Origin of the sequence: Nocardioides sediminis, from assembly GCF_003047295.1 — a bacterium.
Classification (GTDB): domain Bacteria; phylum Actinomycetota; class Actinomycetes; order Propionibacteriales; family Nocardioidaceae; genus Nocardioides; species Nocardioides sediminis.
The window spans coordinates 773,181-787,749 of sequence record NZ_PZYZ01000002.1 but is presented as its reverse complement, the minus strand read 5'-3'; the positions used below and the strand labels follow the sequence as shown (position 1 = coordinate 787,749).

The 14,569-nt window shown below is 72.4% G+C and carries 16 protein-coding genes and 1 tRNA gene; 5 read left to right on the top strand and 12 right to left on the bottom strand.

Going from position 1 to position 14,569, the window contains the following annotated elements; genetic code table 11:
* Positions 1-137: 137 nt before the first annotated feature.
* A complete protein-coding gene (locus DAI17_RS08495; protein ID WP_107772423.1) occupies positions 138-899 on the top strand; it encodes an SDR family NAD(P)-dependent oxidoreductase in 762 nt (253 codons plus the stop codon).
* A 104-nt stretch (positions 900-1,003) separates the two neighbouring features.
* Here DAI17_RS08495 and DAI17_RS08490 read toward each other — a convergent pair whose 3' ends face one another.
* Positions 1,004-1,663 carry a response regulator gene (locus DAI17_RS08490; RefSeq protein WP_107772422.1) on the bottom strand — a complete coding sequence of 220 codons (660 nt, stop codon included), beginning with the start codon at positions 1,661-1,663 and terminating at the stop codon, positions 1,004-1,006.
* Complete coding sequence (locus DAI17_RS08485; RefSeq protein ID WP_107772421.1) at positions 1,660-2,628, bottom strand: sensor histidine kinase; 969 nt, start codon at positions 2,626-2,628, stop codon at positions 1,660-1,662. Before DAI17_RS08485 ends, DAI17_RS08490 begins: the two co-directional genes overlap by 4 nt.
* Before the next feature lie 173 nt (positions 2,629-2,801).
* Here DAI17_RS08485 and DAI17_RS08480 point away from each other — a divergent pair, with 173 nt between their 5' ends.
* Positions 2,802-3,203: a hypothetical protein gene (locus tag DAI17_RS08480; protein ID WP_107772420.1), complete on the top strand. Its 402-nt coding sequence runs from the start codon at positions 2,802-2,804 to the stop codon at positions 3,201-3,203.
* A complete protein-coding gene (locus tag DAI17_RS08475; protein WP_107772419.1) occupies positions 3,203-4,690 on the top strand; it encodes a potassium/proton antiporter in 1,488 nt (495 codons plus the stop codon). The genes DAI17_RS08480 and DAI17_RS08475 overlap by 1 nt, the downstream gene beginning before the upstream one ends.
* Before the next feature lie 42 nt (positions 4,691-4,732).
* Here the strand turns inward: DAI17_RS08475 and DAI17_RS08470 are convergent.
* The 10 genes from DAI17_RS08470 to DAI17_RS08430 form a co-directional block, all read right to left on the bottom strand.
* Positions 4,733-4,805, bottom strand: a tRNA-Ala gene (locus DAI17_RS08470).
* A 48-nt stretch (positions 4,806-4,853) separates the two neighbouring features.
* The gene (locus tag DAI17_RS08465; protein ID WP_159081424.1) at positions 4,854-5,510 is read right to left on the bottom strand and encodes a histidine phosphatase family protein; all 657 of its coding nucleotides are present in this window, start codon (positions 5,508-5,510) and stop codon (positions 4,854-4,856) included.
* Complete coding sequence (gene rsfS / locus DAI17_RS08460) at positions 5,507-5,932, bottom strand: ribosome silencing factor (RefSeq protein ID WP_107772417.1); 426 nt, start codon at positions 5,930-5,932, stop codon at positions 5,507-5,509. Before rsfS ends, DAI17_RS08465 begins: the two co-directional genes overlap by 4 nt.
* The gene (nadD, locus tag DAI17_RS08455; protein ID WP_107772416.1) at positions 5,929-6,555 is read right to left on the bottom strand and encodes a nicotinate-nucleotide adenylyltransferase; all 627 of its coding nucleotides are present in this window, start codon (positions 6,553-6,555) and stop codon (positions 5,929-5,931) included. The genes rsfS and nadD overlap by 4 nt, the downstream gene beginning before the upstream one ends.
* Positions 6,555-6,704, bottom strand: a complete 150-nt coding sequence (locus DAI17_RS21240; RefSeq protein WP_199905002.1) for a hypothetical protein — start codon at positions 6,702-6,704, stop codon at positions 6,555-6,557. Before DAI17_RS21240 ends, nadD begins: the two co-directional genes overlap by 1 nt.
* A gap of 33 nt (positions 6,705-6,737) precedes the next feature.
* A complete protein-coding gene (locus DAI17_RS08450) occupies positions 6,738-8,042 on the bottom strand; it encodes a glutamate-5-semialdehyde dehydrogenase (RefSeq protein ID WP_107772415.1) in 1,305 nt (434 codons plus the stop codon).
* Between the two features lie 383 nt (positions 8,043-8,425).
* A complete protein-coding gene (locus DAI17_RS08445) occupies positions 8,426-9,388 on the bottom strand; it encodes an electron transfer flavoprotein subunit alpha/FixB family protein (protein WP_107772414.1) in 963 nt (320 codons plus the stop codon).
* 13 nt (positions 9,389-9,401) lie between these two features.
* On the bottom strand, positions 9,402-10,193 hold the full coding sequence (locus DAI17_RS08440) for an electron transfer flavoprotein subunit beta/FixA family protein (RefSeq protein ID WP_107772413.1): 792 nt from the start codon (positions 10,191-10,193) through the stop codon (positions 9,402-9,404).
* A gap of 153 nt (positions 10,194-10,346) precedes the next feature.
* The gene (locus DAI17_RS08435; RefSeq protein WP_234412368.1) at positions 10,347-10,700 is read right to left on the bottom strand and encodes a hypothetical protein; all 354 of its coding nucleotides are present in this window, start codon (positions 10,698-10,700) and stop codon (positions 10,347-10,349) included.
* A 48-nt stretch (positions 10,701-10,748) separates the two neighbouring features.
* The gene (locus tag DAI17_RS08430; RefSeq protein WP_107772412.1) at positions 10,749-11,540 is read right to left on the bottom strand and encodes an enoyl-CoA hydratase/isomerase family protein; all 792 of its coding nucleotides are present in this window, start codon (positions 11,538-11,540) and stop codon (positions 10,749-10,751) included.
* Between the two features lie 106 nt (positions 11,541-11,646).
* Between DAI17_RS08430 and glgX the strand changes: the two genes are divergently transcribed.
* Both glgX and DAI17_RS08420 read left to right on the top strand, forming a co-directional pair.
* Positions 11,647-13,812: a glycogen debranching protein GlgX gene (glgX, locus tag DAI17_RS08425; protein ID WP_199905001.1), complete on the top strand. Its 2,166-nt coding sequence runs from the start codon at positions 11,647-11,649 to the stop codon at positions 13,810-13,812.
* Positions 13,809-14,501, top strand: coding sequence for a potassium channel family protein (locus DAI17_RS08420; protein ID WP_107772410.1), 693 nt, complete (start codon positions 13,809-13,811; stop codon positions 14,499-14,501). Before glgX ends, DAI17_RS08420 begins: the two co-directional genes overlap by 4 nt.
* Positions 14,502-14,569 lie beyond the last annotated feature (68 nt).

The following is a 14,569-nucleotide window of genomic DNA, read 5'->3' as shown; positions in this document are numbered from 1 at the left end:
CACCTGTCTTCCGGCGAGCCCCGGGGACGCGCCGTACCGGAGGTGACGGAGCCACGTTCTCCCACCCGCGGAATGTGGGCTGCTCACCGCCGGACGGCACTCGAGCAGCGAGTCGGGGTCCCCACTAGGGTCGGCGCATGACGACTCCCGACATGTTCCGGCTCGACGACAAGGTCGCCATCGTGACCGGCGCCTCCAGCGGCCTGGGGGTCGCGTTCGCGAGGGGGCTGGCCGAGGCCGGCGCCGACGTGGTGCTCGGCGCCCGCCGCGCCGACCGCCTCGAGGAGACCGCCCGGCTGGTCCGCGACGCCGGGCGCCGAGTCCTCACGGTGCAGACCGATGTCGCCGACCCCGACCAGTGCCAGGCGCTGGTGGACGCCGCGATGGCCGAGTTCGGCCACGTCGACGTGCTCGTCAACAACGCCGGTGTCGGGACCGCCGTGCCGGCCACCCGCGAGACGCCCGAGGAGTTCCGCTCGGTCATCGACGTCAACCTCAACGGCTGCTACTGGATGGCCCAGGCCTGCGGCCGCGTGATGCAGCCGGGCTCGTCGATCATCAACGTGTCCTCGGTCCTCGGCCTCACCACCGGCGGCCTGCCGCAGGCGGCGTACTCCGCCTCCAAGGCCGGTCTCAACGGCCTCACCCGCGACCTCGCCCAGCAGTGGACCGAGCGCAAGGGCATCCGCGTCAACTCGATCGCACCGGGCTTCTTCACCTCCGAGATGACCGACACCTACCCCGACGGCTACCTCGACCGCGCGATGCAGCGGGTGCCCGCCCGGCGCAAGGGCGACCCCGCCGAGCTCGCCGCGACCGTGGTCTTCCTCGCCTCGCCTGCCGCCGGCTACATCACCGGCCAGACGCTCCCCGTCGACGGCGGGATGACGATCGCCTGACGGGGCCGTGGGCGGTCGCAGTCATCCTTGCCCCGCAACCGCCCACGGTCCTCATTCAGCGCCAGGGACGCCCGGCGACCCGGGCGAGCCGGCGCGCGCCGAGCCTAGGGATCGATCAGGCCGACCCGCACCGCATATCTGGTCAGCTCGGTGCGGTCGCGCATGCCGAGCTTCTGGAGCACGTTCTCCCGGTGCCGCTCGACCGTGCGGACGCTGATGGTCAGGGCACGAGCGATCTCGCGGCTGGAGTGCCCCTCGGCGATCAGCTTGACCACCTCGTCCTCGCGCGGCGTCAGCGGCGCCCGGGGCAGCCGCTCCCCCCGCCGCAGCCGCTCGAGGTAGTCGCGCACCAGCCGCCGCTCGGACCCCGGGTAGAGGAACGGCTCCCCGCGGAGCGCCGCCCGGCAGGCGTCGACGAGGTCGCGGTCGGCCACCGACTTGAGCACGTAGCCCGACGCCCCGACCTTGAGGCTCTCGAAGAAGTACTGCTCGTTGTCGTGCATCGTGAGCATCAGGATCCTCGGCGGCTCGCGCAGCCGTGAGATCTCGCGCGCCGCCTGGAGGCCGGTCAGCCGGGGCATCGCCACGTCGAGGATCGCCAGGTCGACCGCGAGGTCCGGGTCGCGCAGCAGCGCCACCGCCTCGGCCCCGTCCCCGGCCTCCGCGACCACCTCGAGGTCGGGCTCGGCGTCCAGGATGAGTCGTACGCCGCGGCGCACGAGTGCGTGGTCGTCGGCGAGGAGGATGCGCGCCGGGGTCGTCATCGCGGCACCACCGGGACGACCAGCGTCACGACGGTCCCGCCTCCCTCGCCGCGGGCGACGTCGACCGTGCCGCCCACCAGCCCGGCCCGCTCGCGCATCCCGCGGAGCCCGGTGCCGGCGGCGCCCCGCGGCACCCCGCGGCCGTCGTCGGCGACTTCCAGCACGACGTCCTCCCCGCGCGGGGTCAGCCGCAGCTCGACGGTCGACGCGCCCGCGTGCCGGGCGACGTTGGTCAGGGCCTCCTGCGCCACCCGGAAGACCACCAGCTCGACCGTCTCGTCCAGGTCGGGAAGGGCAGGGCTGACCGTCCGCCGGGCGTGGGTCCCGCTGTGCTCGAAGAGGTCGGTGGTCAGGGCCGACAGCGCGCTGCGCAGCCCGAGGTCCTCCAGGACGTGCGGCCGCAGCTGCCGGGCGACACGGCGTACCTCGTCGAGGCTGTCGCGCGCCACGTCCCGGATCCGGGCCACGTCGCCGGGCGCCACGTGCTCGGAGCCCGCGAGCCGGCCGGCCTCGAGGAGGATTGCGGTGAGCGACTGACCCACCCCGTCGTGGAGCTCCTGCGCGATCCGGGCGCGCTCCCCCTCCTGCCCGGCGAGGGCGGACGCCCCGGCCGCGCGCTGCTCGCGCTCGATGCGCCCGAGCAGGTCGTTGACCGCTCCGGCCACGCGGCCGGCGATCCCGTCGTCGTCCACGGGCAGGAGCTCGATCGGGTCGGCGGAGAGCTCGTGGTCGAGCCGGTGGACGAGCTGGTCGAAGGGCCGGACCATCGAGCGGACGACCAGCGCGTTGGCCACCGTCATCACCGAGAGCCCGAGGAGGAGGACCACCACCTCGGAGGCCAGCGGTCGCGCCGACACGGTGGCCGGCGAGAGCACGAGTGCCGCGGTGCCGACGGCGAAGATGACCAGGTTGACGGCCACGACCCGCCACCACAGCGGGCGCTGCACGGCGCGGAGCGAGGTCATCGCCCCAGTCTGGCAGTCGGGCGTCCCGCGACCGCCCGTCGCCGCGGGATGTGGGTGGCACTCCCCATGGGGTCCGGCCGCGGTCCGGACCACACTCGAGGTGCGGCGTCCCGGCCGTTCTCCCGAGGTGGCCGGGACGACCGCGCCAAGCCCCGGGAGACCCAGGAGATCCGATGGCCTACCTGCTGCTCGTCATCATCGTCCCGCTCGTCATCTACACCGTCTGGTCCGTACGACGCGTGAAGGAGCCGTGGTTCGACGACGCACCGCACCAGGCCTGGGCCAGCGCCCGGGCCAGCAGCGCGGACGGAGCCCTGGCACGGCTCCAGGCAGAGGTGACCTACCGGATCACCGAGGCCGGCGTGCGCTCGCCCGAGGACCAGGCGGCCCAGGTCGGCGAGGAGGCCCTGCGCCACGCCATCGTGACCGGCCGCGTGCTGTCGCTGCCGGGCATCGGGGACGAGGTGGCGATCGGCGATCCGCACCTGACCGGTGTGGTGGTGGACTCGGTGGTCGTCACCGCCGCCGACGTGGAGATCACCCGTGAGCTGCGACGGCTGGTCGGCGGGCCCTAGTGGACCTCGACCTCTTCATCCTCGGCGCGGCCCTGGTCCTGGTGACCGGGGTCGCCGCCGTGCGGGTGTCGCACCACGCGGGCCTGCCCAGCCTGCTGCTCTACCTCGCGATCGGCCTCGCGATCGGCGAGGCCGGCCTGGGACTGGAGTTCGAGGACACCGAGCTCACCGTGCTGCTCAGCACCCTGGCCCTGGCCGTCATCCTGAGCGAGGGCGGCTTCTCCACGCGCTGGTCGGTCATCCGCCCCGTGGTCGCGCTGTCCGGCGTGCTGGCCACCGTCGGCGTCCTGGTCAGCGTCTCGGTCACGGCCGGCATCGCCTACCTCGCGCTCGACGTCGACGTCCGTACGGCGCTCCTGCTCGGCGCCGTGGTCGGCTCCACGGACGCCGCGGCCACGTTCTCGGTCATGCGGCGGCTGCCCGTGCAACCGCGGCTGCGCGCCGCCCTGGAGGCCGAGTCGGGCTTCAACGACCCGCCCGTCATCATCCTGGTCACCGTCGTGGCCAGCGACGCCTGGCACACCGCGGACGGCTGGGAGATCGCCGGCGCGATCGTCTACCAGCTCGTGCTCGGCGTCGTCGTCGGGCTCGCGGTGGCGTGGCTCGGCCAGCAGGGGCTCTCCCGGACCGCGCTGCCCGCCGCGGGGCTCTACCCGTTGACGACGCTGGCGATCATGTTCGGCGCGTTCGCCGCCGCCGGCCTGCTCGGGGCCTCGGGGCTGATGGCCATCTACGTCGCGGGCCTGTGGCTCGGCAACGCCCGGCTCCCCCACCGGCAGGCCACCGCCGGGTTCGTCGAGGGTCTCGGGTGGCTGGCGCAGATCGGGCTGTTCGTCCTGCTCGGCCTGCTCGCCTCGCCCGGCCGCCTCGCGGACGCCGTCGTCCCCGCCCTCATCGTCGGGCTCGCCCTCACCCTGGTCGCGCGCCCGCTGTCCGTCCTGGTCTGCGCGTCCTGGTGGCGGATGCCGCTGCGCCACCAGGTGTTCGTGTCCTGGGCCGGGCTGCGCGGCGCGGTGCCCATCGTGCTGGCGACGATCCCGATCACCCAGGGTCTGCCCGCCGCCCACCGGATCTTCGACGTGGTCTTCCTCCTGGTCGTGGCCTTCACCCTGGTGCAGGCGCCCACGCTGCCGTGGCTCGCGCGGCGTACGGGCGTGGCCGTCGAGGCCGGGACGACCTCCGTCGACGTGGAGTCCGCGCCGCTGGAGGAGATCGGCGCGTCACTGCTGCAGGTGACCGTCCCGCCCGGCTCGCGGCTGGCCGGCGTCCACGTCATCGACCTGCGCCTTCCCGCCAACGCGGCACTGGCGCTCGTGCACCGGTCCGGGGAGATCTTCGTGCCGGACCGGCACACCTCCCTGCGTACCGGGGACCACCTGCTGCTGGCCGTCGGCGACTCGGTGCGCGAGGCGACCGAGGAGCGCCTGCGTGCGATCTCGCGCGACGGACGTCTGGCGATGTGGCGCGAGCAGGCGGGGGCGAAATGAGATCAGGCCGGATCCTGGTGGACCCGGCCTGTTCTTCGTCGGTGGAGGTGAGGGGACTCGAACCCCTGACCCTCTGCATGCCATGCAGATGCGCTACCAGCTGCGCCACACCCCCAACGGGTGCGTCCTCCGGAGCGGGCTCCGTCGGACAACTCGCAGAATATTAGCCAACCGACTGCCGCGGTGCGAAATCGGGGGTGCGGTTCCAGGCGACGAGCCGCATCGACTCCCCCGGACCGGCCTCGTCGAGCACCGCCACGCCGCAGTTGTCGAGCCCGCGCAGGCTCCGGCCGGCGTCCCGGTCGAAGCCGAGCAGCGCCACCGCGGCCATCTTGAGGGCGGCCCCGTGGCCGACGACGCAGGCGGTACCGCCCGGTGCGACCGAGGCGAGGGCCTCCCGCAGGGCGGGCAGGATCCGGCCCAGCACGTCGGCGGTGGACTCCGCGCCCGGTACGGCGTCCAGGTGCTCGAACGCGCCGCCCGCGGCGACCCACGCCGCGTGCTGCTCGGGGTGGGCCGCGGCGAACTCGGGGATCGTGAGCCCGGCGCGGTCCCCCACGTCGTACTCGCGCAGCCGTCGGTCGTGGCGCACGTCGAGCCCGCAGGCCCCGGCGACCACGGCGGCGGTCGACGCCGCCCGCGTGAGGTCCGAGCTCCACAGCACGTCCGGGCGGAGTGCCGCGACCGCGGGGGCGACGGCGGCCGCCTGTGCGTGCCCGACGTCGTCGAGGGCCACGTCGAGGTGGCCCTGGGCCCGCCCCTCGGCGTTCCAGGCGGTCTGCCCGTGCCGCAGGAGCACGAGGACGCGGGGCGCGCTCACTCCTCGTCGGCAGCGTCGGACGACTCGGGCGCCCGGGGCCCGTCGGGCGTCGCGGCCGGCGGGGTGGTGACGTCCACCGAGATGACCGGGCAGTCGCGCCACAGCCGCTCGAGGGCGTAGAACTGGCGCTCCTCCTCGTGCTGCACGTGGACGACGATCTCGCCGTAGTCCAGCAGCACCCAACGGCCCTCCCGGTGGCCCTCACGGCGGATCGGCTTGGCGCCGGCCTCGCGCAGCTTGTCCTCGACCTCGTCGACGATGGCCTTGACCTGGCGCTCGTTGCTGGCCGAGGCGAGCACGAAGGCGTCGGTGATCGCCAGCTGCTCGCTGACGTCGAAGGCGATGACCTGCTGGGCGAGCTTGTCGGCGGCCGCCGCGGCGGCGACCTGGACGAGCTCGATGGCGTGGTCGGTGGCAGTCATGCAGGCTCCTTGTCGGGAGTCTCTCCCGCGGTGGTGGTGTAGAGGTGGTGCTTGGCGATGTACTGCACGACGCCGTCGGGCACGAGGTACCAGACGGGCTCGCCGCGGCGCGTGCGCTGCCGGCAGTCGGTGGAGGAGATCGCCAGGGCCGGGATCTCGACCATGGTGACCTTGTCGGAGGGGATCTTGTCCAGCGTGGCGGCATCCATCTCGTAGCCCGGCCGGGTGCACCCGACGAACTGCGCCAGCGAGAACAGCTCGTCGGCGTCGCGCCAGGTGAAGATGTCGGCCAGCGCGTCGGCGCCGGTGATGAAGTAGAGCTCGGCGTCCGGCATCTCGGCGTGCAGGTCGCGCAGCGTGTCGATGGTGTACGTCGGTCCCTTGCGGTCGATGTCGACCCGCGAGACCCGGAAGCGGGGGTTGGAGGCCGTGGCGACCACGGTCATGAGGTAGCGGTCCTCGGCCGGCGACACGTCCCGGTCGGCCTTCTGCCACGGCGCACCGGTGGGCACGAACACGACCTCGTCGAGGTCGAACCAGGACTGCACCTCGGACGCCGCCACGAGGTGGCCGTGGTGGATGGGGTCGAAGGTACCGCCCATCACGCCCACGCGACGGGGCATCAGCTGTGCTCGCGCCCGCCGCCGAATGCGACCAGTGCCAGCAGCAGGCCGAGCAGGATCACCAGCGTGATGCCACCCACGAGGTAGGGGTGGACGGCGGGCGCCTCGTGGGACTCGGAGGCCAGGATCGTCAGGGCGTTCAGCGACATGCCGGGGATCCTATCGTCCGGAGGACGGGGGCCTCAGCGCACGTGCCCGTCTCCGGTGACGACGTACTTGGTGGACGTCATCTCGGGCAGCCCCATGGGTCCGCGGGCATGCAGCTTCTGGGTGCTGATGCCGATCTCGGCGCCGAAGCCGAACTCGCCACCGTCGGTGAACCGGGTCGACGCGTTGACCAGCACGGCCGCCGAGTCGACCGCGGCGACGAAGCGCCGGATGGTGCGCTGGTCCCGCGCCACGATGGCCTCGGAGTGCCCCGAGGAGTAGCGCCGGATGTGGGCCAGCGCGGCCTCGACGTCGGCCACCACGGCCGCCGAGATGTCGGAGGAGAGGTACTCGGCGGCGTGGTCCTCCTCGGTCGCCGGGACCACGTCGTCGTACTCGGCGAAGGCCTCGTCGCCGTGGATGGTGACGCCGTGGGCGTGCAGCGCGTCGATGACGGCGGGCAGGAAGTCGTCGGCGACGTCCTCGTGCACCAGCAGCGACTCGGCAGCGTTGCAGACGCTGGTGCGCTGGGTCTTGGCATTGACCACGATGGCGAGGGCCTGGTCGAGGTCGGCCGAGGCGTCGACGTAGACGTGGCAGTTGCCGACGCCGGTCTCGATGACCGGGACCGTCGACTCCTCGACGACGCTGCGGATCAGGCCGGCGCCCCCGCGCGGGATGAGCACGTCCACCAGCCCGCGGGCGCGCATCAGGGCCTTGACCGAGTCGTGGCTCTCCCCCGGCACCAGCTGGACGACGTCCTCGGGCAGCCCGGCGCGCGCGACCGCGCTGCGCAGCACGTCGACGATGGCCGCGTTGCTCGACCGGGCGCTCGAGGAGCCCCGCAGGAGCACGGCGTTCCCGGACTTGAGGCAGATGCCGGCGGCGTCGGCGGTCACGTTGGGCCGGGCCTCGTAGATCATCCCGACGACGCCGAAGGGCACCCGCACCTGACGCAGCTCGAGACCGTTGGCCAGTGTCGAGCCGCGCACCACCTCGCCCACCGGGTCGGCGAGGGCGGCGACCTCGCGCAGGCCCGCCGCCATCGCCGCGAGCCGCTCCTCGGTGAGGCGCAGCCGGTCGACGATGTGGGCCGGCGTGCCCCCCTGCTCGGCGCGCGCGACGTCCTCGGCGTTGGCGGCCAGGACCGTCGCCGATCCTTCGACGAGGGCGTCGGCCATCGCGTGCAGGGCGGCATCCTTGGTGGCGCGTGTGGCCAGGGCCAGGTCGTGGCTGGCGGTCCGCGCCCTGCTGGCGACCTCGCGGACCGCGGCCTCGTGGTCCGCCCGGTCCGCGGTGTGGTCCCCGGCAGCGGGGACAGTGGGGGCTCCGGTGCTCATGTGGCGAGCGTAGGTCGGCGGCGGCGTCCACGCACGGCCGTCTCACCGGGCACTTCGGGCGCGCTGGAACGTGCCGACCTCCCCCCTTCCGTCGCGCTGGAACGTGCCGACCGGGCGCTTCCTGACCGCGCGCCGTACGCCCATCACGTCGCGAGCGGTACGAGAGGGGGGAGGTCGGCGCCCGTGAGCGCGCACGAAGTGCCCGGTCCGTGGTCTTCAGCGGTACGAAAGGGGGGAGGTCGGCGCCCGTGAGCGCGCACGAAGTGCCCGGTCCGTGGTCTTCAGCGGTACGAAAGGGGGGAGGTCGGCGTTCGGGAACGCGCGAGCGCCCCCGACCGGGTCCGGTCGGGGGCGCTCGAGTGGTGCGGGGTACGGCGGGCGGGTCAGCCCTTGCGCTGCGTGACCTGCTCGGTCGCGGCGGGGAGGACGGTGTGGAGGTCGCCCACCACGCCGAAGTCCACGAGCTCGAAGATCGGGGCCTCCTCGTCCTTGTTGACCGCCACGATGGTCTTGGAGGTCTGCATGCCGGCGCGGTGCTGGATCGCGCCGGAGATGCCGTTGGCGACGTAGAGCTGCGGCGAGACGGTCTTGCCGGTCTGACCGACCTGGAACGCGTGCGGCATCCAGCCCGAGTCGACCGCGGCGCGCGAGGCGCCCACGGCCGCGCCGAGGGAGTCGGCGAACTTCTCGATGGGCTCGAAGTCACCGCCGGTGCCGCGGCCGCCCGAGACCACGATCGCGGCCTCGGTCAGCTCGGGACGGCCGGTGGACTGCCGCGGCTGGGAGGCGACGATCTGCGCGGTCTTCGCGCCGTCGGAGATGGTCGGCGCGAACGCCTCCACCGCGGCGGCACCCTCGGCCTCCTCCGGGGCGGCGGAGTTGGGCTTGACCGTGATGATCGGCGTGCCGTGGGTGACCTTGGCGGTCACGGTGTAGTTGCCCGCGAACACGCTCTGCGTGGTCACCGGGCCACCGTCGCCGGCCTGGACGTCGACGGCGTCGGTGATCAGGCCGGACTCCAGCTTGATCGCGAGCCGGGCGGCGACCTCCTTGCCCTCGAACGTGGAGGGCACCAGGATCGCCGCGGGACCGGTCTTCTCGGCGAGCTGCTGCAGGGCCTCGGCCTTGGGGGCCACCAGGTAGCCCTTCAGCTCGGCGTCGTCGATCACGTAGACCTTCTGCGCGCCGTACTTCTTGACCTTCTCGGCCACCGCATCGCCCTGCGAGGCGGCGCCGATGAACACCGCGGCCGGCTCGCCGAGGCGGGCGGCGATGGTGAGCAGCTCGTAGGTGGGCTTCTTGACCTCGCCGTCGGCGTGGTCGATCACAACCAGGACTTCAGACATCTCGCAGCGCTCCTCAGATGAACTTCTTGGAGGCGAGGAACTCGGTCAGCGCCACGGCGCCCGACCCGTCCTCGTCCTTGACGATCTCGCCGGCGGTACGCGGCGGGCGGGCGGTCGTGTCCTCGACCTGCGTCCACGCCACCGAGAGGCCGACCTGGCCGGCGTCGACGCCGATGTCGGCCAGCGACAGGGTCTCCAGCGGCTTCTTCTTGGCCGCCATGATCCCCTTGAACGACGGGTAGCGGGCCTCGCCGGACTGGTCGGTCACCGAAAGCACCAGCGGCATCGTCGCGCCGATCACCTCGGTCGAGCCCTCGTTGTCGCGCTTGATCCGGACCTGGTCGCCCTGGGTCTCGACCACCGAGGCCAGCGTGACCTGCGGCAGGCCCAGGCGCTCAGCCAGCATCGCCGGCACCACGCTGCCCGACGCGTCGGTCGAGGCCATGCCGCACATGACGAGGTCGGGCTTGCCGACCTTCTCGATCGCCTTGGCCAGCACCAGCGAGGTCGCGGCGTAGTCCGAGCCGGCGATCGCGTCGTCGACCACGTGGACACCGGAGTCGGCACCCATCTGCAGCGCCTTGCGCACCGCGTCCACGGCCTTCTCCGGACCCACGCACAGCGCGGTCACGGTGACCTCCTCGTCGGCGCGCTTCTCCTTGAGCTGCAGCGCCTGCTCCACGGCGTACTCGTCGAGCTCGGACAGCAGACCGTCGACGCCGACGCGGTCAACGGTGTTGTCCTCTTCGAAGTGCCGGTCGGCAGTCGCATCGGGCACGTACTTCACACAGACGACAATGTTCATGGTGTGTGGCCTTTGCGGCCCCTCCTGTGCTCTGGTCCCCGCGGGCCGGTGTGCCCTGCGGATCCGAGGATGTGTGCTGGCGAGGTTACAAGTCAGTAACCCCACCACGGAACCGGGTCCGCGGTGGGGTTACTCACAGTGGCGCTGTCAGGGTCAGGGACGGATGATCCGGTCGAGGACGCGGCCGATGACGAGCCACACCACGGCCGCCAGCCCCCAGTTGACGAGCGCGTTCTTGGTCGCGGCGTTCTCGCCCTCGAACACCAGGACGCCGTCGTTGCGGTCGAACACGCCCAGGTCGACCGTGTTGGCGGCGTCCTTGACGAAGACCACCAGGGCGTTGTCGGTGTTGGCCTTGAGGGCGACCATCAGGGCGCCGAGCGCCAGCGCCAGCGCGCACAGCACGCACGCGAGCCACACCAGCTGGGCGATGCGCGCTCGCAGTGCGGTCGCCGCGGAGGCGGCACTGCGCCTCCTCGACCTCGAGGTCGTGTCTTCCTTGGCCACGGGGGTCCTTCCGGTTCTCGGGTGGTGCGGTCTGGGTCGACGCGCGGGCTACCGTGCCACGAACGCGGCCTTGCCCGGCCCGTGCTCAACGAACGAACGCATGCCGATGGCACGGTCCTCGGTGGCGAAGAGTGCCGCGAACTGCTGGCGCTCGATCTCCAGGCCCGTCTCGAGGTCCACCTCGAGGCCCCGGTCGATGGACTCCTTGGCCGCGCGGACGGCGTACGAGGCGGCGGCGCTGAACTGGCTCGCCCACGCCACCGCGGCCTCGTGGACCTCCGCGGCCGGGACGACGCGGTCGACCAGTCCGATGGCCAGCGCCTCGTCGGCCTTGACGAAGCGCCCCGTGAAGATCAGGTCCTTGGCGCGGCTGGGACCGACGAGCCGGGTCAGCCGCTGCGTGCCGCCGGCGCCGGGGATGACGCCGAGCAGGATCTCGGGCTGGCCGAGCACGGCGTCGTCGGCGGCGATCCGCACGTCCGCGCACAGCGCGAGCTCGCAGCCGCCGCCCAGGGCGTAGCCGTTGACGGCCGCGACGACCGGCTTGGGGATGCGGGCGACGGCGGAGAACGCCGACTGGAGCCCGCCGGAGCGCTTGACCATGTCGGTGTAGGACATGTCGGCCATCTCCTTGACGTCCGCGCCGGCGGCGAAGACCCGCTCGCCGCCCCAGACGACCACTGCCTTCACGTCGTCCCGCTCGCTCGCCTCGTGCGCGGCGGCCCGGATCTCCTCCTGGACCTGCACGTTGAGGGCGTTCATCTTGGGGCGGTCGAGGCGCATCGTGGCCACGCCGTCGGCCACCTCGAGCCGGACGAACTCGGGCGCTGCGTCGGTCATGGGAGCTCCTTCGTGCTTGCTGGGCGGGTCGCCGTGCGGCGGTGTCCCCGCGTGGTCCCGCGTGCGGGCTTCGGGTCGGGGCATTCAATCAGGGACAATGCCGGGCGTGACACCGGGAATGTGGGAGCACCAGGGCGAGACGACCGAGGTGTGGCCCGGCCGCAACTGGCCGCTGGGCGCGTCGTGGACGCCCGAGTCGACCAACTTCGCGGTCTACGCCCCGCTCGCGCGCGCCGCCTGGCTGTGCCTGTACGACGACCGCGACGCCGAGCGACGCATCGAGCTCACCGAGAAGTCGCTGGGCATCTGGCACTGTGCGGTGCCCGACCTGCGCCCCGGCACCCGCTACGGCTACCGCGTCGACGGCGACTGGGACCCCGATCGCGGGCTGCGGTTCAACCCGGCCAAGCTCCTGCTCGACCCCTACGCCACGGCGATCTCCGGTGACCTGACGGTGCACCCGGCCCTCTACGGCTACGACGTCGACCACCCCGAGCTGCGCAGCGACCTCGACTCCGCGCCGTACACCGCCCGGAGCGTCGTGGTCGACCCGTCCTTCGACTGGGAGGGCGACGACACCCCGCAGCGGCGGCGCTGGCGCGACACGGTGATCTACGAGCTGCACGTCAAGGGGATGACGGCGCTGCACGACCGGGTCCCCGAGCACCTGCGGGGGACGTACGCCGGGCTGGCGACGCCGGCGGTCATCGACTACCTGCACGACCTCGGCGTCACCGCCGTCGAGCTGCTGCCGGTGCACCAGTTCTTCAGCGAGCCGAGCGTGGCCGCGCGCGGGATGGTGAACTACTGGGGCTACAACTCCCTCGGGTTCTTCGCCCCGCACAACGCCTACTCCGCCTCCGGCGACCGCGGCCAGCAGGTCCGGGAGTTCAAGGAGATGGTCAGGGCCTTCCACCGCGCGGGGATCGAGGTCATCCTCGACGTGGTCTACAACCACACCGCCGAGGCCGGTCCCGACGGGCCGACGCTGAGCTTCCGCGGCCTCGACGACCTCGGCTACTACCAGCGCGTCGTCGACCCCGACCCGATCGCCGACCCCTCCCCCGACACCTACTGGGACGTCACCGGCTGCGGCAACACCGTGGACGCCAGCCGCACCCAGAGCCTGCGGATGATCCTGGACTCGCTGCGCTACTGGGTGAGCGAGATGCACGTCGACGGCTTCCGCTTCGACCTGCTGAGCGCGCTGACCCGCACCGCCCAGGAGGTCGACCTCGGCAGCCACCTCATGACCGCGATCGGCCAGGACCCGCTCCTGCGGCACGTCAAGCTCATCGCCGAGCCGTGGGACGCCTCGATGGACGGCTACCGGGTCGGGGAGTTCCCGCCACCGTGGGTGGAGTGGAACGACCAGTACCGCGACACGGTCCGCGACTTCTGGCGACGCCACACCTCCGGGGTGCGGACCGTCGCGACCCGGCTCGCCGGGTCCAGCGACCTGTACGCCGACGACGGGCGCTCGCCCTACGCCTCGGTCAACTTCATCACCGCCCACGACGGTTTCACCCTGCGCGACCTCGTCTCCTACGAGCGCAAGCACAACGAGGCCAACGGCGAGGACAACCGCGACGGCACCGACAACAACCGGTCCTGGAACTGCGGGGTCGAGGGCGAGACCGACGACCCGGACGTCCTGGCGCTGCGGCGCCGGCAGGCCGCCAACCTGATGGTGACCCTGTGCCTGTCCAACGGGGTGCCGATGCTCACCGCGGGTGACGAGCGCGGTCGCACCCAGGGCGGCAACAACAACGCCTACGTCCAGGACAACGAGACGTCCTGGATCGACTGGCGTCCCGACGAGGCGTGGCTCGACGTCTACGAGGTCACCAAGACCGCCCTGCGGCTGCGCCGGGACCACCCCGCGCTGCGGCAGCGACACTGGTTCGAGGGACGGCCGGCGATCAAGGGCGGGCCCAAGGACCTGGCCTGGATGCACCCGGACGGGCGCGAGATGACCCCCGACGACTGGCACGACGACGGCCTCCACACCGTGGGGATGTTCGTCTCGGGCGACCCGCTGCGCTCCCCCGGCCCCCGGGGCGAGCAGCTGCGCGACTCCTCGTTCGTCATCTGGCTCAACGCGTCCGCCGACGACGTCGAGGTCCGGCTGCCGGAGAACGCGTGGGTCACCAAGGGCGAGGTCGTCCTCTCGACCTGCCTCAACAACCCGATCGGCACGCCGGTCGCCACGGGCGACACGCTGGTCCAGGAGGCCCGCTCGGTCGTGGTGCTCCGGGAGGTGAAGCCGTGAGGCTCCGCGACGTCCCGGTGCTCCGGCACCCCTGCGCCGACCTGCTCATCATCCAGCTCGTCGGGATCCTGCTCTACCCGTTCCTCAACGAGCAGCCGCTGGGCCGGGCGCTGTTCTCCATCTTCGCGCTGCTGGTCCTGGTGCTCGCCGTCTTCGCCGTCCGGATGACGCCCGCGCTGAGCTGGGTCTCGGGTGTCCTGGGCCTGCCCGTCGTCGTCCTCACCGTCTGGGAGGCGATCGAGCCGGGCGTGGAGTCCGTCGTGCTGTGGTCGGCGGTCTTCCACGCCGCGTTCTACTTCTACACGGCCTACGCGCTGCTCCGGTACATGTTCGACGACCGCGTCGTGACCACCGACGAGCTCTACGCCACCGGTGCGACCTTCACCGTGGTGGCGTGGGGCTTCGCCTACGTCTACCAGGCCGTCGACGTGGTGTGGCCGAACTCGTTCACCGCCGTCGGCAACCCCCTGGAGGCCCGGGCGTGGTTCGAGATGCTCTACCTGTCGGTGACCACGATGACCAGCCTGGGGCTCTCCGACATCGTGCCCGTCCGGCCGCACGCCAGGGCCTTCGTGATGATCGAGCAGATCGCCGGGATGCTCTACCTCGGCCTGGCCGTCGCGCGGATCATGGCGCTCACCGTCGCCCGCAGCACCGCGCGCGAGGAGCGCCGGCGCACGGCCGACTGACCGGCGGACGCGCCGTACGGGCGGTGCACGAGCCGTTGAACAAGGTGCCGCAGATGTGGCTCACCCAC

What these genes read in the sequence shown, in the direction of transcription:
- DAI17_RS08445 (WP_107772414.1), bottom strand. Translation starts at nt 9,388, where the DNA reads ATGTCTGAAGTCCTGGTTGTGATCGACCACGCCGACGGCGAGGTCAAG.
- DAI17_RS08485 (WP_107772421.1), bottom strand. Translation starts at nt 2,628, where the DNA reads ATGACCTCGCTCCGCGCCGTGCAGCGCCCGCTGTGGTGGCGGGTCGTG.
- DAI17_RS08480 (WP_107772420.1), top strand. Translation starts at nt 2,802, where the DNA reads ATGGCCTACCTGCTGCTCGTCATCATCGTCCCGCTCGTCATCTACACC.
- DAI17_RS08440 (WP_107772413.1), bottom strand. Translation starts at nt 10,193, where the DNA reads ATGAACATTGTCGTCTGTGTGAAGTACGTGCCCGATGCGACTGCCGAC.
- rsfS (WP_107772417.1), bottom strand. Translation starts at nt 5,932, where the DNA reads ATGACTGCCACCGACCACGCCATCGAGCTCGTCCAGGTCGCCGCCGCG.
- DAI17_RS21240 (WP_199905002.1), bottom strand. Translation starts at nt 6,704, where the DNA reads ATGTCGCTGAACGCCCTGACGATCCTGGCCTCCGAGTCCCACGAGGCG.
- DAI17_RS08450 (WP_107772415.1), bottom strand. Translation starts at nt 8,042, where the DNA reads ATGAGCACCGGAGCCCCCACTGTCCCCGCTGCCGGGGACCACACCGCG.
- DAI17_RS08490 (WP_107772422.1), bottom strand. Translation starts at nt 1,663, where the DNA reads ATGACGACCCCGGCGCGCATCCTCCTCGCCGACGACCACGCACTCGTG.
- DAI17_RS08430 (WP_107772412.1), bottom strand. Translation starts at nt 11,540, where the DNA reads ATGACCGACGCAGCGCCCGAGTTCGTCCGGCTCGAGGTGGCCGACGGC.
- DAI17_RS08495 (WP_107772423.1), top strand. Translation starts at nt 138, where the DNA reads ATGACGACTCCCGACATGTTCCGGCTCGACGACAAGGTCGCCATCGTG.
- nadD (WP_107772416.1), bottom strand. Translation starts at nt 6,555, where the DNA reads ATGCCCCGTCGCGTGGGCGTGATGGGCGGTACCTTCGACCCCATCCAC.